Here is a 24420-nt window from a genome sequence, read left to right as displayed (position 1 = left end):
TCAAAACCAGCCTTTGACAATTTATTACTTTTAATATAAATTTCTAGTATATTCTAACAAAGGAAAGTATTAGATTTGAACAAATTTAGCACATCTATGACTTTAGTACTGGTTGCCTTTTTATGTGGGACTGGAATAATCGCAAAGGGAGTATTGTAGCAAATGTCTGCATTAATAAATGATTTAATGATTTATTTTGATGGGCTTCTGTATCTTTTTATACTGTTGTCACCATTATTTATTTTAATAGGAATAGGAATATATATTTTTTTCAAGGCTGGTATGAATGGCAAAAAAGCATTCCTTTGGGCTTCTGTTTATACATTATTAATGATGTCTATAGTAGGTATTGGCCTTCTAACCTTAACTCCATCTATTGGTTGGTCATCTGTTCAACTCATACCCTTTTATAGTATGTATAACGAACTTAACGATCCGATCACCTACATTATCCCAATTAGGAACTTGGGATTAAATATTTTATTGTTTGTTCCGTTTGGTTTCTTTTTAGCTGCTAGGTATTATCTAAAATCGAACCAAGCAATCATAAGGCGTACAACAATAGGTGGAGCAATAACATCCACTACTGTAGAAATATTACAATTTGTTTTGCCCATTAACAGAGTTTCCAACATTGATGACGTTATTCTAAATACGTTAGGTACTTTTCTAGGTGCGACAGTTTGTTATATTTTTATTAAATTAATTTATAGATTCATTAAACCTGAGACAAGCGAAAATATTGCCGCTTAACTATTCAATTTTTATAATTAGCGCGAGCCTATCAATTTTGCTATTCAAAGCTTGAGGGATCTCGCCAATATATTGAAAAATCCCTACGCTGAAAAGATATTGGAAATTAGACTCCCGGAATTCCTGACGATAAGGAAGTTCCGGGAGTCGTTTATGTATTAAGGTTGTCTTGCGATTCCTTAAATCATACGAAAGGTTAATATGTTCCCAACTTAACGGTCCTCTCGGCTAACTAAGCGATACCCTATAATGAGATAGATTTATACAAACTTATTGATGGTACCCACGGATATTTTTTAATAAGATTAAATTTTATGTTCTATAACTTCATGAGCTCCATTATGTGGCTACATAATAAGGGAAGACAGAAACACTGGTGATTTTGTGGAATTTGTTCGTAACTACCTTAATCTTCTAATCTGAACCCTATTGTTAATTAAGAAATAAAGATTGAGTATGTAATGAATTTAAATTCTGCATTTTTCTAAAGTAGCCTCTTCATTGGAGTTTTTTATAACAATATCAAAATTCTTATGATTAGGGTGCATAAATAAATCATATTGAATTCTACGTTGTTCATGAGATTGTTTTATGTAATTAAAATCTGTCCCTCGTTCAGAAACATCACGACCTCCTCTTCTTATTAACTCAGTTTCTCCATCAGTATATAAATAAACAGTTAAATCAAACAAATTTGGCTTTAAAAATGCAACACTCATGCCCTCAACAATATTAATTTTATTTCGTGAAGAAATTAAAGCGCTCTTCAAGTAATGTGTACCGATTGTATAAAAGTCTAAAGAATCTCTAATCATCAATATATCTCTTTCCAAAGCTAACAAATTATGAGCCGCAGGGTGACAAGCTGTCATTTTATAAGAATGATTTTCATTATTATATTCATAATCAATAGTAGTGTACGTCCTGACTTCAGTTATAATATATGGGTCGGTATTTAAATAATTCACATCATCATTCAAGAACTTTACAAGGTTATTTGAAAAAGTTGTCTTACCAGAAGCACCGTGTCCAGATATACCAATGATCATTTTTTCATCTTGCTTATTTATTAAGTTGGCTAACTTATGTAAAAGTTGTTCCATAATGGCCTCCCTTATTTTACTTCACTAAACTTCCCTGTCACCGTCAAGGTAGAGTGGTTGATTCAATGGAAAAAGAGGTTAGCTTCGTCCTGCTCCATTGTCAGATTCATCAAATCATTAACAACCTAAATAGATCCGCTAACGTTAATTTTGGCTGTTACGGGCGCCCTGTAACCGCGGCGGCTGCACTAATTCGAAAAACCTTTAATTTTATATATAAGGCACTCCGTTTTATTAACCATTCTCACAGTTGAATTGCACAAACGTCTCTTTACTCATTATTCATAAACTGGGAAAATAAGCGTAACATTAAATGGATATTAATTTTAGGGGGACGTATGAAAAAAATTGTCATTTTTATAATAGTGATCGTTCTTATAATAGGGTCTTTCCTTTTCTTGAGACCTTATTTACCTGGTGAACAGGTAAAGCACGATGTGATGATGCAGTATTTGTCCAGTACATATAAAATGAATGAAAGCTTAAATCGTGCGTTTGATGCTTACGAAGATAATGATGAAGATAATTTTGCCGTACATCTGAACAGGGCTTCTTCGCACTTAAGTACTTCTAATGAGTTAACATCAGACGGAATTAATGTAAGCGAACATTTAAACGGTTCCTATACAATTCAAAGATTTACTTTTTTAGGATATGGTATGCTCCGTGACAATTCGGCAAGAGCTATTAGAGGTGAAATTACGGAGGAGGATATAGAAGATATCATACAATTTTCAGAGCAAGTGGAACGTTTTTTTGACCGGATCGGTACACCTAGCTCTATTGGGCAAGAAAATCACACTCCAAATCAAATGGTTGAACTAATAGAAGAAGCGTTGAGAGCAGAATTTGACAACTTATCTCCCCATAACCCTGATAAGTAATTCTGTTCCTAACTAAAGTCCCTTCTCACATTTTGGGAGGACCAGCCATGGTTGCAGCCCACCTTAAAGAAAAAAGCCAGTCACTGAAGTGCTGGCTTTAATACATTACTCTCCTAATTATTCCACACTCTTATTCAGTGCTTCTTCGACATTCCGCAAGTGCGCGAGCATCGCGTTTCTTGCGCGTTCTGCGTCTGCTGCTTTAATCGCTTCATAGAGCTCCAGGTGTTCCTGATATAAACGGTCCAGTGTCTGCTTTTCGGAAAACAGCCAGACGCGCCTGCTTTCAAACATCGTTTTCCGGAGCGTTTCTGAAAGCTGATTCATCATGTCGACCATAATTTGATTGCTCGATGCCTGGGCGATGGCTAAATGAAAGGCCACATCTGCCGACTCGCCGACATTATTTTCAGCGGATGCGGTTTTCATTTCTTCTAAAGCGGCATTCAAAGCTTCCAGGTCTTCATTCGTCCGTTTTTCTGCGGCCATTTCTGCCGCGCCTACTTCTATGATCTTGCGGACTTCAAAGAGTTCGAGCATCTCTTTCTTTGAAATGATCCGTTCCGCTTTCATGGGATCCAACACATCGGAGAAGTCATAATTGTTCACGAACGTGCCTTCGCCCTGCTTGATGGAGACGATGCCGACAGCGCGCATGGCACTAAGCGCTTCCCGTACGGCTGAACGGCTCACTTGAAATTGTTCAGCCAGCTTCGCAACGGAATCAAGCTTTTCACCCGGCTGCACGTCGCCCTGCTTGATCATGTCTTCGATTTGTTCGCGCACGATTTCGGCGATTTTTTTGGACTCGATTTGTTTAAAACTCATTCAAGGGACTCCTTCTCTTCCAGTTCGGTTTCATTATAACACAGCATGAAAGCGGATTCTTCAGCATAAATTAACGATCGTCAATTAAAATATAGCAAGCCCGGACCGGCCCGTGGACGCCCACCACCAGGTTTAATTCAATGTCGGCGCTGTTGCTTGGTCCTGAGATGAAATTGATGCAGCTTGGAACTCTCTCCCCTGCTTCCGCGTCTTCATGAATCTTTCGGGTCACCTGGCTCATGCGCGGCACAATCGTGCTTAATGGAATCAAAGCGATATAGTAGGTAGGCAGAAGGCTGACAGACTGGCCCTTCCCTCCCCCATTCATTAAGACAACAGTTCCTGATTCCGCCAAGGTGTAATCCGCAAACGTGATGCCGACATCGGCCTGTTCGGAAATGCGGATATCTTTTTCCTCCGGGGCATCCCCCCACACTGACACATCAGGCCGGGCAGCGAATGAGGATAAACCGAAGCTGGAAAAGCGCGGGTCGTCCCAGATGGAGGCTTTTTCTGCCCCATACTCTTTAATCGCTTCATCCAACACCTTGGGCAGATCTTCTACGCTTGTTTCCTTCACATCGGTATGGATTTCCACGCACTGTTTTTTAAGCACCTCAACGAGCTGGTCGGTGGAGTAGTCAGCCATAACTTCCCATTGTGGCTGTTTTTGATAATCCGGGCGCTCCACTCCTGTGGTGCGGCGCTCGCGTCCCAGTTTTTCGGCGATATTATTTAAAAAGGAGTCTTTATTCTGCACCGTTCCTTGCGCCATTAGGAGTCCTCCTTCTTTCTATTTTTAAACCAGTCGCGGAAGCGTTCTTTCTCCGGCGCTGGAAAGCTTCGCACATCGGTCCAGCCGCCGAGCGGGCCGGGGCCTTTGTTGATTGTTCCCTCTTTTGAAAATGGCGAGAACATGAGCGGCGCTGTTTTCGTAGCCATGTTGAATAAGCCCGGGGAACTGGCTGCTATGCCGAACCCTTTCATCGCGTACGTTTCGCCAAGTGAGGTCTTCTTCTCTTCTTCGGCAATGATTTTGCGGTGTTCGATTAAATGCTCATGAAGCGGAATCTTCACCGGGCAGGCATCCGTACAGGCAGCGCACAAACTGGAAGCGTACGGCAGCTCTTTATGGTCTTCATAGCCTTCAAGAAGCGGCGAGAGCACAGCTCCGATCGGACCTGGATAAATCGAACCGTAGGAATGGCCGCCTACGTGACGGTAGACCGGGCAGACGTTGATGCAGGCGGCACAGCGAATGCAGTGTAGAGCTGACTGAAACGCGGTGCCCAAAATGTTGGAGCGGCCGTTGTCGACAATGACGAGATGGAATTCTTCCGGACCGTCCAAGTCGCCTTCTTCGCGCGGTCCGGTCAGGCCGGTAATATAGCTGGTTAGCTTTTGTCCGACCGCGCTGCGGCAGAGCATATTGACCATGACATCAAGCTCTTCCCACGTCGGCACAATCCGTTCCATGCCCATCACAGAGATTTGCGTTTTCGGAATTGTGGTGGCCAGGCGGGCATTTCCTTCATTCGTAACAAGCGAAATGGAACCTGATTCAGCTACGGCAAAATTGACGCCGGTAATGCCGATATCGGCTTCGAGAAATTCCTCACGCAGCTGTTCGCGCGCAAATTGGGTGAGCTCGCTTGGATCCGCGCTCTTGTCATAGCCTTTCAGCCGTTCAAAGGTTTCACGGATCTGTTCCTTGTTTTTATGAAGCGCCGGGGCAACGATGTGTGACGGCGGATCGTGGTCATCAATCTGTAAGATGTATTCGCCCAAATCCGATTCTATAACTTCACAGCCCTGCTTTTCCAAAGCTTCGTTCATGCTGATCTCTTCTGTCACCATCGACTTTGATTTAATAATTTTTTTCGCTTCTTTTTTGGCGGCAATCTCCTCTACGTAAGCATTGGCTTCTTCCGGGGTCTCGGCAAAATACACATGGCCACCGTTTTTAACGACATTTTCACTGAGCTGTTCTAAATAATAATCCAGGTTCTCCAGGGTATGGGCCCGTATCTCTTCAGAAAGTGTGCGCCAGTCTTCCCAGTTGCCGAGCTCTTCTTCGGCTTTCGCTTTATTCGTGTGGAGCCGGCCCTGGGCACCACGGACGGTCTCTCGCATATGCGTATCTGAAAGTCCTTTTTCCACGCGCTTATCAAACGATCGGTCGCCAATTTTCATGGGCATGGGAGCGTTTCCTCCTTTACGTTTTTTTTGAGTTTAGTACTTGCGCAATATGCATGACTTCCACAGGTCGGTCTTTTCTATCGATCCGCCCGCCGATATTCATCAGGCAGCCGCTGTCTGCACCAATTAAAACTTCTGCTTCCGTCTCTTCTACATGTTCGACTTTTTCGTCTACCATTTGCTCGGAGATCGGTGTCATTTTCACGGCAAAAGTACCACCGAACCCGCAGCAGTCCTGTTTGTTCGGCAATTCTTTTAGTTCAAGGCCTTCGACATTTTCAAGGAGCTTATAAGGCGCTTCTTTTTCACCAAGCAGGCGTGTCATATGGCAGGACGTATGATAGGTTGCCTTCTTCGGCAGAAAGGCGCCTGTATCTTTAACCCCCAAAACGCGGTATAAAAATTGGGTCAGTTCGTACGTCTTGTCGGCAAGCGCTTCTGCTCGTTCTTTCCACTCTGGTTCTTCTTTAAATAGATGCGGGTATTCTTTCAACATGGCAGCGCAGGAACCAGAAGGTGCTACAACATATTCCGCGTGGTCAAATGTTTGGATCATATGCTTTGCTGCTTTTTTCGTATCGGTGTGGTATCCGCTGTTATAAGCGGGCTGCCCGCAGCAGGTCTGTTTTTCCGGGAAATCAATTTCGCATCCGTAACGTTCGAGTATTTCGACAACATCTTTTCCGACGTCCGGGTAAAAAACGTCACCCAGACACGTTATAAATAAAGATACTTTCATTCGTTTTTCGCCTCCTTAGGCAATACGGTCCCATTGCTGGAGTTGATGTTCTTTTCGCTGCTGCAGCTGCCCTTGATAAATCGCGTATAAATACAGGCCTGCGATTAAGGCGATCATGATGGTGCCGATGTTCATGCCGAAGCCGTGTACGAACACGTAACCGACGCCACCGGCAAAGAAAATATAATAACAGGTCGGGATAAGCAGTTTTCTAATCAGTTCGCCTTCTCTTCCAATCAAGCCCGCCGCGGCAGATGCGGCTACTACATTATGAACGCAAATCATGTTTCCTGCCGCGCCGCCAACGGCCTGCAGTGCGACGATGATCGATGGATTAATGCCGACATTCTGGGCCGTTCCAAATTGGAACAAAGAGAACATCATGTTGCTAATTGTATTGCTTCCAGCCACAAATGCGCCCAACGCCCCAATGGCGGGTGCTACAGCCGGCCAATTTTCTCCGGCAATACCAGAGACACTTTCTGCTAATACAAGCGGCATGCTTTCGTAACCTGCACTGTTTACATCTGAATTGATAAATACTTGCACCATAGGCACAGAAAACAAGAGTGCCGGCGAAGCTGCCAGAATGGTGTTTCCTGACTCTTTCCACGCGTTTCCATAGGCTGAAGCCTGCATTTTATATAGGAGATAAGCAAGGACGGACACCATCAATAGAATGAAACCAGGCAAGAACAGCGGCGTGCTTTCAATCGACACCGAGCTGCCAAAGACGTTTTCCACCTGGATGACAAAAGACTCCAGCCACGCCCCAAATGGAAGGGTTTCTAATCTCGTTAGTACGAGTAGGATGGCTACAATCACGTAAGGCATCCACGCTTTAACCGGCGACATCGGATTCAAGTTTTCAGAAGGTTCAAGATTAAGCTTTCCTGTCCAGGCCGGGTCCCAGCTCGAAGCAGGCGCGAAATCCCACGTATTTTTCGGAAGCAAAAATCCTTTCTTAGCAGCGGGAACCACGATCGCAAGCCCAATCAAGCCGCCGAACATCGCCGGAAATTCAGGGCCAAGCAAGTTTGCCACCAATGCGAATGGAATCGTGAACGCAAGTCCGGCAAACAACGCGAACTTCCAAACGGCCAATCCTTCTTTAATGGAACGATTCGGCCCGAAGAAAAAGGTTAACATCGTCACCATAAACAGCGGGATCAACAAGCCTACTATCCCGTGTATGATCGCTACTTCTCCTCCGATCATGCGGACATATTGGTCAAGGTTCATGCCAAGCGAAGCAGCCGTCTGCTCGACCGCCTCAGAACCAGACAAGCCGGACTGTACTCCAATTAAGATCGGTGTCCCGACCGCTCCGTAAGAAACCGGGGCGGATTGAATAATAAGTGCCACCATGACCGCTCCCATCGCGGGAAAGCCTACGGCAACGAGCAGTGGCGCAATAATAGCAGCAGGCGTTCCCCAGCCGGAAGCGCCTTCAATAAAGGAACCGAACAACCAGCAAATAATAATGGCCTGGATGCGGCGGTCTGGTGAAATATCCATGAATCCCTGGCGTATCGTATGTATTGCACCGCTTTCTTTTAATGTATTCAGCATAAGAATAGCACCAAATACGATGAACAGAACTTCTAGCGCAGTTGTAATCCCTTCCATACTGGCGCCGGCAATTTGATTCAACGGCACGCCCCAGGCAAAGTAAGCAATGCCCACGGTTACTAAAAAAGCAATCGGCATCGCTTTTTTCGCCGGCCAGCGTAATAGTACGAGAAAAAACAATACAGTAATAATTGGAATAATCGCTAATAAAGACAAGAAACCAAGACTCATTCATTTCACTCCCTTTACTTTAACACACATAGTGTCATAAGGTCATCAGATGACTAATATGTAAGTGGTTTCATAATAGCAATGTTTGTGAGCGGTTTCAATGGAGTTGTGAAAAATTTTTAAATATTTTTGTCAGAAAGAGAAGATATTTTTCGCATGCCTGTACAATCGCCGCCGTTTACGAACTGATGTTCGAAATGGTAAAATAGGTACTAAAGGTAAATACTTCCCTATTCAAACACGATCATGATAAAAACATACGTTTAAAAGAGGTGTTCTCATGTCCAATGAAAAAGAACAACACCGCAGCCGTTTATATGACCGGCTCCCCCGTCATCCTTTTTATGTGGAAGAATTTATCGACGACTTGGAAGTGGAGCGGTCGCCCACTACGTTATTAAACTACATCTATGATATTGAAGTGTTTTTCGACTGGTGCCTGCGTGAGGGGCTAGTCGAAGGGCCCGGCTATAAAGACATCCCTCTTTCCTTTCTGGCCGACTTGCGCTTAAATGAGGTCAACAGCTACATAAAGTACCTGCAGATTGAGCGCAAACTCATGCCGCGTTCGCGGGCGCGCAAAGTGTCTTCGTTGAAATCCTTCTTTTACTATTTAACGCACCGCTCTGAAGATGAGAACGGGGAATGCTATTTTTACCGCAATGTAATGAACAAAATCCCTTTGCCGCGTGTAAAGGAGTCTGCGGCCAAACGAGCAGATAATATATCCAAAAAAATATTGCACGGCAATGATGACAGAGAACTCCTGGAATTTATCGAAAATGAATATGTGGCCACGCTGCCGACGACAGGTCATTACAATCAATACAAGAAGCACCGGGAACGGGACCTGGCGATATTCGCTTTATTTCTTGCCAGCGGGATTCGCGTCGGCGAGCTGGTGAGCTTAAATATAGAGAATCTAGACCTCCACGATCAATTGTTATCCGTTTCGCGGAAAGGCGACCAACAGGATTTGATTCCGTTTCGGCCGATGGCTCTGCCTTATCTAAACGCCTATCTGGAGAAGCGGCCGATGTATAAGCCGGATGATAAAGAACAAGCTTTTTTTCTCACCCTCTATGGCGGCAGCGGACGCCGGATGACGAGCCGTTCCGTGCAAAATGTGGTCAAAAAATACACTTCCGCCTTTAATAAACAGCTCTCTCCTCATAAGCTGCGGCATACGGTCGCTACGAAAATGGTGGAGCAGGGCCTCTCCCCTATCGACATCATGCAGCAGCTCGGCCATTCTTCCGTACAAACCACAAGCCTCTACACCAACCCGGGCTTAGATGCCCGCAAAAAAAAGATGAGCGAGATGGATTCGTAAATTCATCCCGCTCATCTTTTTTCTGCCCTAAAGGATGCCGTGGACATACTTTCATTACCTCCTGAAACATCACTTCTGCCCGCCTATTTATCCTTTTTTTTCTAGTTTTAAAATTGTTTTTTATGGAAATACATATGTTTTATAAGTAATTATTAAGACCTGGTATTATTTTTTAATTGACCAGTTCAATAAGAGGTTATATGATTAATAAGCAAAGATTTTTATTCCCCTTACCTAGAACGTGTTTCTTGAGTTTTATGAAGAGAGGTGTGTTCACATGAGTGAACTCCATCATTTCGGGTGGTACGCTGCCCGTATTAAAAAGCAATTGCCGAAAGATGTCTTTAAACCTGTGCCGGCCCGTCTGTTTGGCGGATTAGCCTATGTAATTATAGTAGCCGCTGCTTTCGTTTTGATTACGTTTTTCCAACTTCACTTCCTAATCAATATTGGTTTGTCCGTTGTGATTGGTGCCAGTTTTGCCAGCTTAGGTTTTCTGGGCCATGAAATTTTACACGGAACGGTTGTCCGAAAACCGTGGCTTCGTGATATTTTAGGAGCTATTGCCTTTTGGCCGCTAAGTACCGGGCCAAAACTTTGGCGGAAATGGCACAACATTACGCACCACGTTCATACGCAGCATGAAGACAATGATCCGGATGCATGGCCGACGCTTGAAAAAATCTCTAAAATGAAAGGCATTCGCGCCGTCTATCGGCTACCGCTGCCTGTTCGGGCCTTTTTCAGCTTTCTTTCTTTATCGGTTCAATTTACCGCTCATTCTTTAAAAATGTTCGTAATGTACCTTAAGGAATTCAAACCGCGTAAACAGCCCGCAGTTTTCTTCCAGGCCGCAGCTCCCTGGATCTCCTGGATTGGGTTATTGTTTATCATCGGGTTTCAAAATTGGTTTTTTGTGTATTTATTACCACTTTTTATTGCCAACTTTATTGTAATGGCCTACATTTCGACGAACCACCGGCTTAACCCTCTCGTCGAAGTGAACGACCCGCTTGCAAACAGCCTGTCGGTAACTGTTCCCAAATGGGTGGATGTGATTCATTTTAATTTTTCCTACCACACCGAGCACCACTTGTTTCCAGGGATGAGCTCTAAATACTATCCCCTGGTGAAACAGCATATTAAAGAAAACTGGCCGGAAAGGTATCATGAAATGCCAATGGGCCAGGCGCTAAAAGCACTCTGGAAGACCCCGCGTCCTTATTTTCAAGGGAATCAACTCGTTGACCCCCGGCGGGTGGAAACGTATGGCTCTTTAGGTAACGGACTTGACCCAGACAACATTCAATCAACGTCCTATAAAGACTAGCCAGTTACTGATATCTAAATGACAGCCCTGTACCTCGCCTTATTACTTAAAGAAAGGCGGGGTTTTTTCATTCGTACGACTTCCTCTGCTTGAAATGAGGGTTTTGCTAGTACTTCTCGCTTCTTGGAGAGCCCTTTTATGACTTATCACAGCACTTTAGTGACAAAGAGCTCTTTGTTACGTATTTACTTCTCTTTTCCATAATTTCACACAAATTCTGTCGGAATTTATCTTTCTAGCAAACATACACTTTTACGTGGAGGAAGGCCTACGCCTACTTCCCTCTTCGGAAAAAATAAAAAAGGCGGGTGAAAAAGATCATGACCTATAAAAGCAGAGCAACACACGAAGGGGATGTAGCCATTGAAGCTACTCAATTGGTGAAAGCATTCGGAATTACACGGGCGGTGGATGGTGTAAATCTTTCTATCCCAAAAGGCTCCGTCTATGGTTTCCTAGGTCCAAATGGCGCTGGGAAAACGACTACCATTCGAATGCTATCAACTTTGCTCGCTCCAGATGAAGGCAACGCAACCATCCTCGGCTATGATTTGAAAAAAGAGGCTGCTGAAATTCGAGCGCGAGTCAGTTTAACAGGCCAATTTGCTTCCGTTGATGAGAACTTAACCGGCTTGGAAAACCTGATCATGGTGGCCCGTCTTTCCGGTTATGCACGGAAACAAGCAAAAGACAGAGCATATGAACTGCTGAGCGCCTTTGATTTAGAAGAAGCCGCTAGACGGCAAGTCAAGAAATACTCCGGTGGCATGAGACGGCGGTTGGATATTGCCGCAAGTATTGTCGTCCTGCCGGAACTGCTATTTTTAGATGAGCCAACCACTGGACTTGACCCCCGCAGCCGCAACCACGTGTGGGAAATCGTACGGGCTTTGGTTACAGCTGGCACCACCGTTTTATTAACGACGCAGTACTTAGATGAAGCCGACCAATTAGCCGACCGGATTGCAGTGATTGATAAAGGAAAAGTGATTGCGGAAGGAACTAGTGCTGAGCTTAAAGCATCGGTCGGATCAGGCACATTGCACGTGCGCCTCCAAGACCCGGATACCCGCCCTGAAGCAGAACAGATTTTGACGAACACCCTTGGTACAGCCGTTCAGCTTTCTAGTGACCCAACCGCCCTCTCTGCTCATGTGTCGGTTACGTCTCGTGCTTCGAAAGCGTTAGATGAACTAGCGAAAGCGAATATTTCTATCACTGATTTTTCCCTGGGCCAACCCAGCCTCGATGAAGTTTTCCTGACTTTAACTGGTCAACCACCTGAAGAGGAGCATACGAGTGAGGAGAATATATCATGAAACATTCGCAAACAGAGCCTCATTATCAAGCTGCTACGAATGATAAGTTAGACGAAGCATTAGCATCACATCCCCGCCCAGCAAGGCCGAATGCACTATCTGCTTCACTTACTTTTGCTTGGCGCGCTTTGCTAAAAATAAAACATATACCGGAACAGTTATTTGATGTAACTGTGTTCCCGGTCATCTTTTTGCTGATGTTCACGTATTTATTTGGGGGAGCGATTGCAGGGTCAACCGGTGATTATTTGCATTTTCTTCTTCCCGGCATATTAGTAATGACGGTGACAATGATTACGATGTATACCGGAATTGATTTGAATAATGATATTACCAAAGGCGTGTTTGATCGGTTTCGAACCTTGCCGATTTGGCTGCCTGCTGCACTGGTTGGCGCCTTGCTGGTTGACGTAGTCCGCTACTCCATTGCTTCTACGATCATCATTGGACTAGGATTTCTGTTAGGATTCAGGCCTGATGGCGATGTCGGTGGAATGTTGGGAGCAGTGGCCGTTCTGCTTTTCTTTTCGTTTAGTTTATCCTGGGTATGGACGACGCTTGGCTTGATTATGCGTTCAGAAAAATCATTAATGATGGTTAGCATGATGATTATGTTTCCATTCACGTTTGTTAGTAATGTGTTTGTGGACCCGGCTACCCTTCCTTCCTGGTTGGAAAGCTTTGTCGATGTTAACCCGATCTCCTTAGTAGTGGAAGCAGTCCGTGGTCTTATGCATGGCACAGCTACAAGTGAGCAAATTGGATGGGCATTGCTATCGTCATTCATAATTATGGTGATTTTTGCTCCCCTCACCATGTATTTATATCGTAATAAAAAGTAAATGCTTCGTACGACACTTTGTAAATAACAGCGTCTCCGCCTCTTGCAAGGGAGGCGGAGTTACTCATTTTCAAGAATCAGTTCTTCGGTGTGGTCCTCCCATTCAATCATCACTTCAATTTCCTCGTCTACTGATCTTATGTTACATTTATCACAATTTTCTTCATGTGTGTCTACATTGCCGTCCTGGTCAACCGGCGCATTTTCGACTTCTACTGAATTGATCTCATAGTTTACTGAAGTGGGAGGAATCTCTCCCCCCTGATAGCTCAACTGATATTCATGCGCTTCCTGAGTCTCCCCTTCGACATGGGCCGTATACTCTACGTCCCAGTCTTCACCTTCCCCTTCATATATATAAGAATCCTGGTTCTCGCAGGCAGTAAGTGCGATCAGGAGTGTGCCCAAACATACTAGCCATTTTCTTTTCATTTCGTTCTTCTCCTTGTTGGAATAATAAAATCATAGACGTACTTACACTAACGAACACTCCCGCATTGGTAGGGTTAAGGGCCTTACAGATAAGGCTTTTTTATAGTAAGAACATAAGGTTACAACACTACAAGTCTTTCTCTGCCGTAGTTTACCGCAAAATATGACAGAACCGGTATAGGTCTATTCTACCTTAATCTTCCATTTAAGCAAAGGTGGAAGATAGCTTTATAGAAATAAGAAAAACGCACTCATTTCTACGAAAATCCCTCTGCTTTTTTTCCAGCTTATAACACACAAAAAAAGACTGACTTCAATAGTCAGCCTCTCTCAATCGCACCATATTATTAATGATCATTTATCCAAGAAAACTCGCCTAGCGGCCAGTAGCGGAAACTAACTTCTCCTACAATATCTTCTTCCGGCACAAAGCCAAAGTTACGGCTGTCTTGACTATTACCCCGGTTATCTCCTAATACAAAATAATAATTGTCTGGTACCGTTTCTTCTCCACCTGGGATCTCATCAAGGGTAAAATCCGATGTATACGGGAAATTGTTTTGCTCTGCGTGTTCTTCAAGTTCAAGAAAGTCTTCCTCCACTGCTTCACCATTTACATACAATGTATCCTCGTCATAAACAATCTCATCGCCTGGCAAGCCAATAATTCGTTTAACAAAATCACTATTATCTGGAGCGTGCATCACAATAACATCAAAGCGGTCTGGTTCACCGATCTGATAGCCGATTTTATTAATGATTAAACGGTCTCCATCTTCTACATTCGGCATCATTGATTCTCCGTGCACTTCGTAATTACCAAATAAAAAGACGCGCACCAATACAACAATAACTGCTACAATGACTAAAACTTTTAACCAATCCCAAATCTCACGAATAGCTCCGTACATTTCTAATCCTTCTTTCACATTTCCTGTCTCATCTTTATTTTACAACTATACTAATAAAATTGGCAAAAGAAAAGCGAATTACGGTATCTTTACATGAAGTTAGGAAAATAAGAGAATTCCTTGAACGAGAAAACAAGAAACAATTGAATTAATCTTAAACTTTTGATACGTTTCCATGAGTTTGTGTTTCACAAAGATTTAACTCAAGATTCATTCTACATAACACGCTGGACGGGTGAAGGACAGGGAGTAGTGATGCTAGATGAGAGCTTACATCTTTTTAGTTATTGTGATGATTCTTTTTTCAGGCAACATTTTGGTAGGACGCGCGATAAACGACCTTCCCCCGGTCACGATCGCGTTTATTCGCTGCTTTCTTGCATTTCTTATCTTGCTACCGCTCGGCTGGGGTCAAATTAAACGCCACCAGGAAATCTTTCGAACGGAGTGGAAAGGAATTGTTGCAATGGGAGTTACCGGTGTAGCGTTATTTAACATTTTGGTTTACGCTGCCCTGCAATTTACAACTTCCACGAATGTCGCGATTATTGAAACGGCCATGCCCGTTTTTACAATTACGCTTGGCCTCTTCTTTCTGCGCGAGTATTTAAATAAATACCAATGGATTGGCATTGCCTTGTCCTTAGCGGGGGCGCTTTGGGTCATTACCCAGGGCTCCTTGACTGTCCTGCTCTCCTTATCCTTTAATATCGGCGACCTGCTTATGGTTGGTGGTGTTATCGTTTGGGCTCTGTATTCCGTATTTGTAAAACAACACAATCATAAATATCCTCCCTACGGCGGCCTCACGCTTATGCTCGGGCTTGCATGCATGATTCAATTTCCGTTTGCTGTATGGGAATGGCTCATGCTAAAGCCGAACATATGGGAGCTTCCACAAGTAGCAGGTTTGCTTTATTTAGGAATTTTCCCGTCTGTTATTGCCCTACTTCTCTTTAATCAAGCTGTAGCAGACATCGGTCCATCCCGGGCCTCGATCTTCTTCAATTTGCTACCGGTCTTTACAATGATTGGTGCCGTCACCCTATTAAACGAACAAGTCACCTTTGAACAAATCGCCGGCGCGGTATTAGTCATTGGCGGAGTCTTATTAACCACGAGGAAAACGAAAACGGAAAAACACCCCGCCCCTGCCACCTCCACTCAGGACTAAATTCACTCCTCTCACACGGAGAGGGGTGAATTTTTTATCTTTCCAGCCATTATTCCCTAAAAAACAAACTGAAATATGCTGTTCTCAGCTTGATAAGCAGCTTAACCCCTTTTCATTTCTCAGCTACACTCAATCTATCAAAGCATAAAGGAGTGTAGTTCATGAATGAAAATTGGTATATCTTCGACCATTACAAAGTAGAGAACGAATCGTTTATCAAAATGGACAGTCCATATGGAGACCTGCTGCCTCATGCGGACAGCGACAAGGAGGTGGATACTTATGCGTAGCTTTCAATCATTTACGCTCGCTGACTTTTCCACTTGGCTGTTCGCTTTGACCCCGGCCCGGACCATCACACACTTGCAAATCCACCATACATGGCGCCCCACTCACGCCGACTACGCTGGCGAACGCACCATCCGCGGCATGTGGGAATATCACGTGCAGACAAACGGCTGGCAAGACATCGGCCAACACCTTTCTATTGCACCGGACGGAATGATTTGGGACGGCAGGGACTTTGAACTCGATCCTGCCTGCATCCAAGGTCACAACAGCGGTGGAATTTGCATCGAAATGATCGGTGATTTTGATGAAGGCCAAGACGTGCTTGAAGGCAACCAACTTACTTCCGTGATCACCACCTGCGCTCTTTTACTCGAACAGTTTACCTTAAATCTGAGCGATATCGTCTTTCACAACGACCATTCTGAAAAAAGCTGCCCCGGGACCAGCATTTCGAAGGACTGGTTTATACGACAAGTGGAAGGAGCCATGGACGCTGGGAAGGCGGACGCTTTTACGAAGGAAGCCGGCTTTCACGATGTCCCCTCTTCTTCCCTTGCTGCCAGAAGTATTGATTTGCTGCACGGTAAAGGCATTCTAGCCGGCGACCCCGATGGCAGCTTCCGCCCCAAAGATTCCGTCACCCGCGAGGAGTTAGCGATGATCCTTCATCGCTTGATTGACTAGTTTTATATATTTTTCTTTATTACGGTGCGTGAAATTTTTTAACGCATGCTATAGCAGGCATGCGTTCCTTTATTCTTGCCAAAACCCCTCTCTTTCAGCGGTTTTAGACTTATTACCGCATCAGATATCTGATAGTCGTGTATAAACACTTATCGAAAAAATGGGAAATCAATATCCGTTGCCGATCAAAACTGCCTCAGCTCCTTCGATCGTTATGTAAGTCTTCACTATAGTGATAACAGAGCACCTTTTCAGGCTGACATTACATCAGACGAGTAGCCCACCGGCTTGCTCTTCACTTCACCATGTCGTCTTGCCGCTGTAACACTTCAAACTGTTTTTTTATGTCCCCCTCTTCCCTATTATTACGTCCTCTTCTTGTTCTATCCTCCTTCTTATTTCTCCATGACTCACTTTTACCCTTGAAGTTTTTTACAAATGTGCATATACTGTGTATGTACACTATACACAGTTGAGCCTTCGAAAGGAGCCGCCATGTGGCTACATATTTCCGAACAGCAACCGGATCCGCTCTATGAGCAGGTGAAACGGCAATTGCGGGAACAAATTATATACAATACCCTTCCCCCTGATTCGGCTCTTCCTTCCATTCGGAAACTGGCCAAAGATTTAAATATAAGTGTGATTACGGTGAAACGGGCTTATCAAGATTTGGAACAAGAAGAATGGATCTATACGCAAGCTGGTCGAGGTACCTTTGTCAGAGGGGTACCCGTTGGAAGAGATGCAAAATTGGCAGAATGGGAAGAACGCTTGGAAAACTTGATAAACGACGGGTTACACCAGGGGATAGCGAGCGAGGAAATCATAAATACAGTTCATGCCCTTATCCAAAGAAGGAGGTCCCATCATGATCGAGACAGCGATTAGTGGAACAAATTTACAGGTGAAACGAAAACACTTTAAACTTGCCATCGAGGAAATTACGATTCCTCGCGGCTTATTCACGCTCGTTTTGGGCAGAAACGGTTCCGGAAAAACGACCTTGTTTGAAGGTCTTACCGGGATGACGATGGTGGCGAATGGTACTTGGACAATTGAAGACTTTTCCATGCCAGCCGAACAAAAAGAAGCAAATCAATTCATTACATACATTAATCATGATTTGCCTGTGCCTTATGACTTTACCTTAAGTGAAGCTCTTCATTTCCAAGCCGCTTTTTATAAGCGTTGGAATGAGGATTTTGTCGCGTCATTATTACGTACCTTTGAACTCGACCCACATCAAAAAGTCGGCCAGTTCTCTAAAGGACAACGGCAAGCAGCCGCTTTTATTTTGGGAATGGGGCATGAGCCACGCATTGTCCTGCTTGATGAAGCGACAGATGGAATAGATGCCATTTATCGCGAACAAATGCTGGCGGTGCTGCAGCACTATCTAGAAGATGAAACGAAGACGATTATAGCGGCTACTCACCATATTGCCGAAATGGAACGTGTGTGTGATTACTTTTTGTATATTGAAGAAGGCTCCTTGCTTTTTGCTGATGAAAAAGAGACTTTTTTGGAACACTATGTCTATTTTTGGGCGCCGCCACAAAGCAGCTTGCCGGCAGCCGCGATCTTGCAAAAAGAAGAAAAGCCGCATGCTCTCCAAGGTGTGGCCGTAAAAGCTGAATTGCCTGATGATGATCTAATTAAAACTGAGCCTGTCAGCCTGCAAACCTTTTTTACCGCTCAGTCCAACCGGGGGAACGAATCATGACTACGATGATGAAACGCTACCTTTATCTACTTCGTGATATTTGGATCATTATTCTGATTGGAGCCATCCTGTACGTCGCTCTTATGAGCTGGTTTTTGACGCAAGAAGCTACAGAGGCTTTTTGGGGCGTATCCGGCCTGTTTATTTTAATTTTTGGCTATGCCCTGACCGGTCATGCGCTCCGGCGCGAAGATGAAAGTGGCATGAGTAAACGTAACAGCCTGCTTCCTATTACGGCAACAGAAGTTATAAACGCTAAACTGGCGGTCGGATTTATGTTGCTGTTTTCATTATGTAGTTTTGTTCTGCTTACTTTTTTCGTCGTACAGCTTGTGGTTGCTGATCTGCCTATGGCATGGGAAGACTCGTTGTCTATGCTGCATTGGTCATTTTTAGTTACAGGAACCTATATTTTTATCGCCATTACGCTTGGCTCCCAAAGTGGGATACTAGCAGCAAGCGGAACGATTAATTTATTTGTTGTGATAGGCTTTGTTTTAGCTGTATTTTCCCCTCAATTCATTGGCTCCTTTCCTAATGAATGGTGGTACATCTCTAACTGGGGCAGCTTGTTGTTTTTCGGGCTGATTTGGGCCGGTAGTTATATTCTTGCCCTTCAGCAGGCAAAGAAACGGCAGCCCGGAAAAAAAGGAAAGCAGCTTATGACTGGGTTTTGGGCTTTAACCACCGTGGCGCTCGCAGCCTGGTTTTCAGTTCAATACGCGCATGCCACCAGTATATATGGCAATGCTACTACTGATTTTCAAAATGCCATATTAGTAGATAAAACGATATCCATAGATGAAGAAGAAGGCGAAGCTCATTATGCAGCAGAAATTAAATGGGAAGGTGATTTGAAACGCTTGGTTGCGACAGAACAAGTAGAACTAGCAGGAAGCTGGATAGGCAGGCCCGACCTTCCTACCACTAACAGAACCGATGCGTCAGCTGATATCCCTCTACAAGACATAGAAAAAGTCGATGAAGGTCGTTATCAGTTAGAGTTAAAAGAAACCATAGAAGATTCACAGATGCTCGAGGTGCGTCTCCAGCAGGCAGATGACTATGAAGATGATTTTTATATCAATGCGCACGTGCACAGCGGCGTAGGCATGATGGGCGGCAGCATTTACGAGCCGTAACATGTGGCTCACACAACGTAAAACAGGAGGTCAGTCACCTTGAATAAACCGTTCTTACTAGCATTGCAACTTGGACTTGTCATTTTTGCGTTTATTGTCCCCTTTGCCTTGAATTTCATATTTAGACAGGGAGGCGTAGTTACCCAAGCTCTTGAAGGACCTTCTCCATCGCAACTTCTTATTCTTACAAGCTTCTTGTTTGGACCGTTGCTCTGTTTTCAACTGACATTTTCTCTCGAAGCTAAAAAGCCACAGTCTCTGTTCTCCTCCAGACTGTGGCGCCGTATGCCCTTTCTTACCTTTATGGGTGGCGTGGCTTGCATCATACTTTTTATCGCTGCAGCTGAGTTTCTTCCAACTTCTGTAGTGTATGAATCAAACAGCTACATTTTTATTAGTTACATATTTTTATTATTTGTGTTTTTCTTATTTGTGTTTAGTCTGGCCACACGATTTGCTCCAGCTCATTTTACCCTATTGCAACACACACACTTATCGCTCATCCTGACTATCATTTGTTTGCTAGTGCCTATTCTGTTTATGAGTGATCTATAAGCTGTTCTTTACCTTTTGCGTGTGGGTTAGTGGCCAGGATCAACATGGTGGCAACCAAGACCCACACCCAAGGAAGGTAAGGCTGGTAGCTGCCAAATTGGACCACTGCGCCCGCGCCCGCGCCGGCCGCAGTAAGAGCATCAATGTGGCCGGCCTCCACCGCTAAAAACGTAATGATCCTCCCTGACACCAGCTCTAGCGCCACCCATAATACGCTTATCATCATAAATATACCGATAAACCGTCTCATCTCAGGAACACTCCTTCGGTGATTCGTCCATGCTATGATTCACACTTCTACCTCGTTTATATCTTCCCAGCCGTAGCCTATTTCATCGAAGGTTTTTCCGGCGATCTTAATTGTATCGGAGTCGATGATGTCTCCTCCTAATTTTTCGTAAAAGGTGCGGGACGGGTTTTCTTCGAGCACCCAAACGAGTAAGGATTCGTAGCCTTCTTCTTTCAAACGTTCAATGAATGGCGCGAGCAGCTTTCTGCCGATTCCCTGGCCCTGCACTTCTTTTAACAGGTAAATCGCAAATATTTCGCCGCGGCCAGGGCTGTATTCACCGCTTCGTTCTTGTCCGCCGCTGACAAAGCCGACGACTTCATCTTCGTCATTTTCAGCGACAAAAATAGCCGTCTGCTTGGAGGCGATGATCTCTTCCCAGCTAGCGGTGCGCTGTTCAACATTTAAATCATTCAAAAAAGCTTGCGGAACGACGCCTTCATAAGTGGTTCGCCAACTGTTAACATGAACATAAGCAATAGCAGGTGCATCTTCTCTTCTAGCTTCTCTAATCTTCATCAGCCTCTCCCCCTCATTCTATTTTCAGTCAGTGTACCATATTTTACAAGCTAAGCGGTGAGAACTGCTCTGAAAATTGTGATATCACATCCTTCATTTCATCCTGCTCTTCCTTACGCCTTGTAGCTGTCAGCTTTTCTCCACTTATCCGAACAGCTCGTATATTCCTAAGACTATGAGCCCGATTCCAGGCAGGTAGGCTGCGTGTTTCATTTTTGGGTGGGCTGTTAACCAAAGCCCAGCCAAACCGCCCCCTGCCACAAAGCCAGCGCTCGCCAGCCCGACAATCACTGCCGTTAATGCAATGGGAAGGGGTAACACTCCCCCAACGGCTGCACCCATAACAGCCGCATCCAGTGAGAGTATGACACTTATGAATAAAATAGTCTGCCAGCTTTTAAGCGGTTGTAAATCGCTATTTTTCTCGTGGTTGGACTTTTTCACCCCCGCACAACTATAAATCCCGATGCCTATAAATACGAGACTATGTAACCACGCTATTCCTCCATCAGCTAAGCCCAGGCTACGGAATACCCACTCTCCAAACAGCCCCATGAGATAAAAGGAAGCCCCAGAGACGACGCCTACACTAGCCCAAACTCTCCAGCCTACCTCGTGCCGCCTGGCTCCATATGCACTGCCAACGGCAAAGTTATCAACCGATACCGCCGCAGCTAAAAAAAGTAATTGAAATAGCGACATTTCTTCATATCCTTTGTTGTTTGTCCCTCTCCAGCAAGAGAAAACGATACTAATATATACGCTTTCTCTACTTCCATTCATGCGTTTTGTTTTCATTAAGCCAAGCTATATTTTCTAGGTTCTGTAAAAGGACAGTTTTGTTTTTTAAAAGTTACGTGAAGTGGAAGAGACGAGACGCTTACGGGATAAGCGGTTCAGAGAAAACGGCGACTGCCAAATAATGAGGACCTCTTGATAGGCCTTAGCAAGTGCCCGGCCTAAAGCGAACCTCAATCACGTTTAACAGAGTTAGTTACTAAACCCTCACGGACCTCCCAAATAAACCGTGGCCCCGGCCACATATAAAAGCAGGACAATAACTCCTACCCATTTTCTCTTTTTTTCTGAAAAGCTCATCACAAACCGCGCCAATATCAGGCCGGCTGCAAGCACAATCAAAAGGTCGACAAGTACTAAAAAGTTCATACTTCTCACCTGCTTTCTTAACGTCATATTACCCGAAAATTGCCAAATTAAAAAGCCAGGATGGAGGACATGCTGCAGTGAGAAAGGGGATAGTAAGAGCAGAAAGAAGGTGGTAGCAGTGATTCCGGTATACAGTTCCTCCCACTTGCTCGATAAACTAGCTTCAAATGACCTGCAACTCGTGCTAATTACGTCTCAACCCTGCTCGGTCTGTGAAGGTGAAATGGCAGCTGGCTGAATGGGCAAACAACTGGCCGCAGCTTCCCATTTACAGTGCCGACAGAGAGCAAGTTGCTTCCTTTGCTGGCCAGCACTTACTATTTGCTGCGCCTACCCTGCTTTTATTTATGGAGGGAAAAGAAGTGTGGCGCGGTTCCCGCTTTATCGACTGGGACGAACTGAACAGGGTCGTCCATCTATTTAAAACATATTAAACTATTACCTCTCAACCGGAGCGCTTTTGATTGCGCGTTCTTTTTTATATCCAGCTGGTAAAAGGTATAGGTTTAAGCTGCTGTCAGCGTGAAAGGTACTTTGAGAGCGAGTGCCTGCTCACGCTACACTAAAGATGCTTCAGCAAAAGGAAGCAGAAAGGAGGCGATTACATGGCGATTACTAGCATGCCTGTAGGCGGACGGCTCAGCTTACGTTTGCAAAGCGAAGATGAATTTGGCGAGGAAGTACTCGTTACCCGCTCCTACCAAAATGTAAGACCTGATGCTGACATCGAATCGGTTTATGCATTTGCCGAAGCGGTCAGTTCGATCTCAGAAGGCGAGCTCGAACGAGTAGAATTCTCCACCACCGAGCAACTGTACACTTAAGACCGTAGCCAACCACTAAAGGAGGTGAACTGATGAGCGAACAAACCTTACAGCTTCAATTTGAAGCAGAAGAAGGGAATGTAACCTTAAACATTACCAACCCGGCCCTTCCAGTTAACCCAGAAACCGTCCAGGCAGCCATGGAGCAAATGATCGAACACGACCAGATCGACCGCAGTGCCGGCCCACTTGTCTCCATTATCGATGCCCGCATTGTCGAACGCAGTATCGAACCACTAAACTTGTTAGAGGAGGAAGAGGAAGCATAAACAGCTGAAACGAGAGCGTCCTTCTCTCGTTTCTTTCATGCCAACTGCCTTCTTTACGTAAGAAAGCAAGAATACGGTACGTGAAAATTTTCGGTTCTGACCGCAACCTGAAAGGACGGTGACGCCATGGATTGGGCGGGCATGATAGCTGAAGTAAGCTTTCCGATTTTAGTGACGTTTTATTTGCTCACCCGGATCGAGACACGCCTCAGTGAATTGACACGGGCCATCGACGTGCTGAAAGAGTCGCTTCCTTCAGCAAACCAACCACCCTCACAGCTCAAACCGTAACTGAGAAAGCCGCTTCTCCCCGTTTTGGGAGGAAGCGGCTTTTGGAGATTGGAGAGCTGTGAGCACTTTCTCTTTCCTTGGTCGCTCCATTCTGAACGTCTTGCTTTTACGTATTATACGTGCTTCGTTAATTCCAAAATGTCATCAAGTGGCGTAAAGAGCAGGTCCTCGTTTGGAGCAAGACCGATGCCATATCCTTTGACGCCAACATTTTTCGCCATCTCCATATCAGTTATGGAGTCCCCAATCATAAACGAACCACTTAAATCAATCTCTGGGTACTTTTCAAGGGCATAATCAACCATCGTTGTAGCTGGTTTCAATCGGTTTGTTTTTTCCCAGCGGGCATCGGGACAGAAGAAAATGTCGGTAATTTCGATTCCTTCTTGTTGCAGCTCTTCAAGCATTTGGTCGCTGATATCGTAATACTGCGATGCGCGGATGAACCCTTCCCCGATTAAGTATTGATTGGTAATGATGATAATCATATAGCCCTGGTCTTGCACGTGCTTCAACGTCTCTTTTACTCCTGGCTGGAATTCTGGTGCGGTGATCTCTCGCCACTCTTCATCCGGATAATCTTTAATGATCGTTCCATCTCGGTCAAAAAAAGCTGTCTTCATTGGGTTTTTTACCTCCATGTGTAACGGTCGCCGTTGAATTTTTTAAGCATTGTGCGTAAAATTCAGGATTTTCCCTGCCCAAGAAAAGCTCCCCTGGATAAAACCAGCCCCGCTCATCTGCCGGCTCGATATGTAAAATTCTATACCCATTTCACAAATTCCTTGTCTCAATTTTTCATGAATTTCTGTGCTGCTATACCCGTATAAGTCTCGCGTCTTCTGCTCAAAAAGCGCTACTTCAAAACCAACCTTGTCTTTTTAACAGAGACAAATCAAAAAGCCTAGCGGCAATGCGTGCCGCTAGGCAATTTTTAAATACCGTACTTATTTTTGAACGTTAGCCGCTTGTGGGCCACGCTGACCTTGTTCGATATCAAATTTAACGGCTTGG

30 protein-coding genes are annotated in these 24420 nt (G+C 44.6%); 17 read left to right on the top strand and 13 right to left on the bottom strand.

The window, feature by feature from the left end; genetic code table 11:
* Positions 1–162: 162 nt before the first annotated feature.
* Positions 163–753: a VanZ family protein gene (locus D469_RS20625; protein WP_018924435.1), complete on the top strand. Its 591-nt coding sequence runs from the start codon at positions 163–165 to the stop codon at positions 751–753.
* A 467-nt stretch (positions 754–1220) separates the two neighbouring features.
* On the opposite strand, the gene D469_RS0116195 is transcribed toward D469_RS20625, so the two are convergent.
* Complete coding sequence (locus D469_RS0116195) at positions 1221–1856, bottom strand: uridine kinase family protein (RefSeq protein WP_018924434.1); 636 nt, start codon at positions 1854–1856, stop codon at positions 1221–1223.
* 338 nt (positions 1857–2194) lie between these two features.
* Between D469_RS0116195 and D469_RS0116190 the strand changes: the two genes are divergently transcribed.
* Entirely contained in the window at positions 2195–2740 is a 546-nt protein-coding gene (locus D469_RS0116190) for a hypothetical protein (protein WP_018924433.1), read from the top strand.
* Positions 2741–2857: 117 nt separating this feature from the next.
* On the opposite strand, the gene D469_RS0116185 is transcribed toward D469_RS0116190, so the two are convergent.
* From D469_RS0116185 to D469_RS0116165, 5 genes are all read right to left on the bottom strand, one after another.
* Entirely contained in the window at positions 2858–3568 is a 711-nt protein-coding gene (locus D469_RS0116185; RefSeq protein ID WP_018924432.1) for a FadR/GntR family transcriptional regulator, read from the bottom strand.
* A gap of 70 nt (positions 3569–3638) precedes the next feature.
* Positions 3639–4343, bottom strand: coding sequence for a LutC/YkgG family protein (locus tag D469_RS0116180; protein ID WP_018924431.1), 705 nt, complete (start codon positions 4341–4343; stop codon positions 3639–3641).
* Positions 4343–5767: a LutB/LldF family L-lactate oxidation iron-sulfur protein gene (locus tag D469_RS0116175; protein ID WP_018924430.1), complete on the bottom strand. Its 1425-nt coding sequence runs from the start codon at positions 5765–5767 to the stop codon at positions 4343–4345. Before D469_RS0116175 ends, D469_RS0116180 begins: the two co-directional genes overlap by 1 nt.
* 16 nt (positions 5768–5783) lie before the next feature.
* Entirely contained in the window at positions 5784–6506 is a 723-nt protein-coding gene (locus D469_RS0116170; RefSeq protein WP_018924429.1) for a (Fe-S)-binding protein, read from the bottom strand.
* 15 nt (positions 6507–6521) lie between these two features.
* On the bottom strand, positions 6522–8309 hold the full coding sequence (locus D469_RS0116165) for an L-lactate permease (protein WP_018924428.1): 1788 nt from the start codon (positions 8307–8309) through the stop codon (positions 6522–6524).
* A gap of 280 nt (positions 8310–8589) precedes the next feature.
* Between D469_RS0116165 and xerS the strand changes: the two genes are divergently transcribed.
* The 4 genes from xerS (at position 8590) to D469_RS0116145 (ending at position 13133) form a co-directional block, all read left to right on the top strand.
* Positions 8590–9642 (top strand): tyrosine recombinase XerS, encoded by a 1053-nt coding sequence (xerS, locus tag D469_RS20620; protein WP_018924427.1) that lies wholly within the window; start codon positions 8590–8592, stop codon positions 9640–9642.
* Between the two features lie 277 nt (positions 9643–9919).
* The gene (gene desB, locus D469_RS0116155) at positions 9920–10972 is read left to right on the top strand and encodes a Delta(10) desaturase DesB (protein WP_018924426.1); all 1053 of its coding nucleotides are present in this window, start codon (positions 9920–9922) and stop codon (positions 10970–10972) included.
* Between the two features lie 320 nt (positions 10973–11292).
* Positions 11293–12291, top strand: coding sequence for an ATP-binding cassette domain-containing protein (locus D469_RS0116150; RefSeq protein ID WP_018924425.1), 999 nt, complete (start codon positions 11293–11295; stop codon positions 12289–12291).
* A complete protein-coding gene (locus D469_RS0116145; protein ID WP_018924424.1) occupies positions 12288–13133 on the top strand; it encodes an ABC transporter permease in 846 nt (281 codons plus the stop codon). The genes D469_RS0116150 and D469_RS0116145 overlap by 4 nt, the downstream gene beginning before the upstream one ends.
* A 59-nt stretch (positions 13134–13192) precedes the next feature.
* On the opposite strand, the gene D469_RS0116140 is transcribed toward D469_RS0116145, so the two are convergent.
* Together D469_RS0116140 and lepB are read right to left on the bottom strand one after the other, a co-directional pair.
* A complete protein-coding gene (locus tag D469_RS0116140; protein ID WP_018924423.1) occupies positions 13193–13564 on the bottom strand; it encodes a hypothetical protein in 372 nt (123 codons plus the stop codon).
* 347 nt (positions 13565–13911) lie between these two features.
* The gene (gene lepB, locus D469_RS0116135; protein WP_018924422.1) at positions 13912–14493 is read right to left on the bottom strand and encodes a signal peptidase I; all 582 of its coding nucleotides are present in this window, start codon (positions 14491–14493) and stop codon (positions 13912–13914) included.
* A 244-nt stretch (positions 14494–14737) separates the two neighbouring features.
* On the opposite strand from lepB, the gene D469_RS0116130 reads away from it, so the two are divergent.
* The 7 genes from D469_RS0116130 (at position 14738) to D469_RS0116100 (ending at position 20047) form a co-directional block, all read left to right on the top strand.
* Positions 14738–15649 carry a DMT family transporter gene (locus D469_RS0116130; RefSeq protein WP_018924421.1) on the top strand — a complete coding sequence of 304 codons (912 nt, stop codon included), beginning with the start codon at positions 14738–14740 and terminating at the stop codon, positions 15647–15649.
* A gap of 161 nt (positions 15650–15810) precedes the next feature.
* Positions 15811–15939, top strand: a complete 129-nt coding sequence (locus D469_RS22705) for a hypothetical protein (RefSeq protein WP_018924420.1) — start codon at positions 15811–15813, stop codon at positions 15937–15939.
* Positions 15884–16624 (top strand): N-acetylmuramoyl-L-alanine amidase, encoded by a 741-nt coding sequence (locus tag D469_RS0116120; RefSeq protein WP_156817019.1) that lies wholly within the window; start codon positions 15884–15886, stop codon positions 16622–16624. The genes D469_RS22705 and D469_RS0116120 overlap by 56 nt, the downstream gene beginning before the upstream one ends.
* Before the next feature lie 495 nt (positions 16625–17119).
* The gene (locus tag D469_RS20615) at positions 17120–17515 is read left to right on the top strand and encodes a GntR family transcriptional regulator (protein WP_018924418.1); all 396 of its coding nucleotides are present in this window, start codon (positions 17120–17122) and stop codon (positions 17513–17515) included.
* A complete protein-coding gene (locus tag D469_RS0116110) occupies positions 17496–18350 on the top strand; it encodes an ATP-binding cassette domain-containing protein (RefSeq protein WP_018924417.1) in 855 nt (284 codons plus the stop codon). Before D469_RS20615 ends, D469_RS0116110 begins: the two co-directional genes overlap by 20 nt.
* Positions 18347–19492 carry an ABC-2 transporter permease gene (locus tag D469_RS0116105; protein ID WP_018924416.1) on the top strand — a complete coding sequence of 382 codons (1146 nt, stop codon included), beginning with the start codon at positions 18347–18349 and terminating at the stop codon, positions 19490–19492. Before D469_RS0116110 ends, D469_RS0116105 begins: the two co-directional genes overlap by 4 nt.
* A gap of 39 nt (positions 19493–19531) precedes the next feature.
* Entirely contained in the window at positions 19532–20047 is a 516-nt protein-coding gene (locus D469_RS0116100; RefSeq protein WP_018924415.1) for a hypothetical protein, read from the top strand.
* Here D469_RS0116100 and D469_RS0116095 read toward each other — a convergent pair.
* The 4 genes from D469_RS0116095 to D469_RS22185 all read right to left on the bottom strand — a co-directional run bounded on the left by D469_RS0116095 (position 20031) and on the right by D469_RS22185 (position 22022).
* On the bottom strand, positions 20031–20297 hold the full coding sequence (locus tag D469_RS0116095) for a hypothetical protein (RefSeq protein ID WP_018924414.1): 267 nt from the start codon (positions 20295–20297) through the stop codon (positions 20031–20033). The two genes, D469_RS0116100 and D469_RS0116095, sit on opposite strands and share 17 nt — an antisense overlap.
* Before the next feature lie 39 nt (positions 20298–20336).
* Positions 20337–20855 carry a GNAT family N-acetyltransferase gene (locus D469_RS0116090; RefSeq protein ID WP_018924413.1) on the bottom strand — a complete coding sequence of 173 codons (519 nt, stop codon included), beginning with the start codon at positions 20853–20855 and terminating at the stop codon, positions 20337–20339.
* 144 nt (positions 20856–20999) lie between these two features.
* The gene (locus tag D469_RS0116085; RefSeq protein ID WP_018924412.1) at positions 21000–21557 is read right to left on the bottom strand and encodes a manganese efflux pump MntP; all 558 of its coding nucleotides are present in this window, start codon (positions 21555–21557) and stop codon (positions 21000–21002) included.
* A 303-nt stretch (positions 21558–21860) separates the two neighbouring features.
* Complete coding sequence (locus D469_RS22185; RefSeq protein ID WP_018924411.1) at positions 21861–22022, bottom strand: hypothetical protein; 162 nt, start codon at positions 22020–22022, stop codon at positions 21861–21863.
* A gap of 218 nt (positions 22023–22240) precedes the next feature.
* On the opposite strand from D469_RS22185, the gene D469_RS22180 reads away from it, so the two are divergent.
* From D469_RS22180 to D469_RS21800, 4 genes are all read left to right on the top strand, one after another.
* Positions 22241–22456 carry a thioredoxin family protein gene (locus D469_RS22180; protein WP_156817018.1) on the top strand — a complete coding sequence of 72 codons (216 nt, stop codon included), beginning with the start codon at positions 22241–22243 and terminating at the stop codon, positions 22454–22456.
* 171 nt (positions 22457–22627) lie between these two features.
* The gene (locus tag D469_RS20610; RefSeq protein WP_018924410.1) at positions 22628–22846 is read left to right on the top strand and encodes a DUF1659 domain-containing protein; all 219 of its coding nucleotides are present in this window, start codon (positions 22628–22630) and stop codon (positions 22844–22846) included.
* 32 nt (positions 22847–22878) lie between these two features.
* Positions 22879–23115, top strand: a complete 237-nt coding sequence (locus D469_RS0116070; RefSeq protein WP_018924409.1) for a DUF2922 domain-containing protein — start codon at positions 22879–22881, stop codon at positions 23113–23115.
* Between the two features lie 126 nt (positions 23116–23241).
* Entirely contained in the window at positions 23242–23406 is a 165-nt protein-coding gene (locus D469_RS21800; RefSeq protein WP_018924408.1) for a YvrJ family protein, read from the top strand.
* 113 nt (positions 23407–23519) lie between these two features.
* Here the strand turns inward: D469_RS21800 and D469_RS0116060 are convergent, their stop codons facing one another.
* Entirely contained in the window at positions 23520–24029 is a 510-nt protein-coding gene (locus tag D469_RS0116060) for a D-glycero-alpha-D-manno-heptose-1,7-bisphosphate 7-phosphatase (RefSeq protein WP_018924407.1), read from the bottom strand.
* Positions 24030–24420: the final 391 nt, after the last annotated feature.

The organism is Salsuginibacillus kocurii DSM 18087 (assembly GCF_000377705.1).
In the GTDB taxonomy this organism is placed as follows: domain Bacteria; phylum Bacillota; class Bacilli; order Bacillales; family Marinococcaceae; genus Salsuginibacillus; species Salsuginibacillus kocurii.
This window is presented reverse-complemented; position numbering and strand designations above follow the sequence as displayed.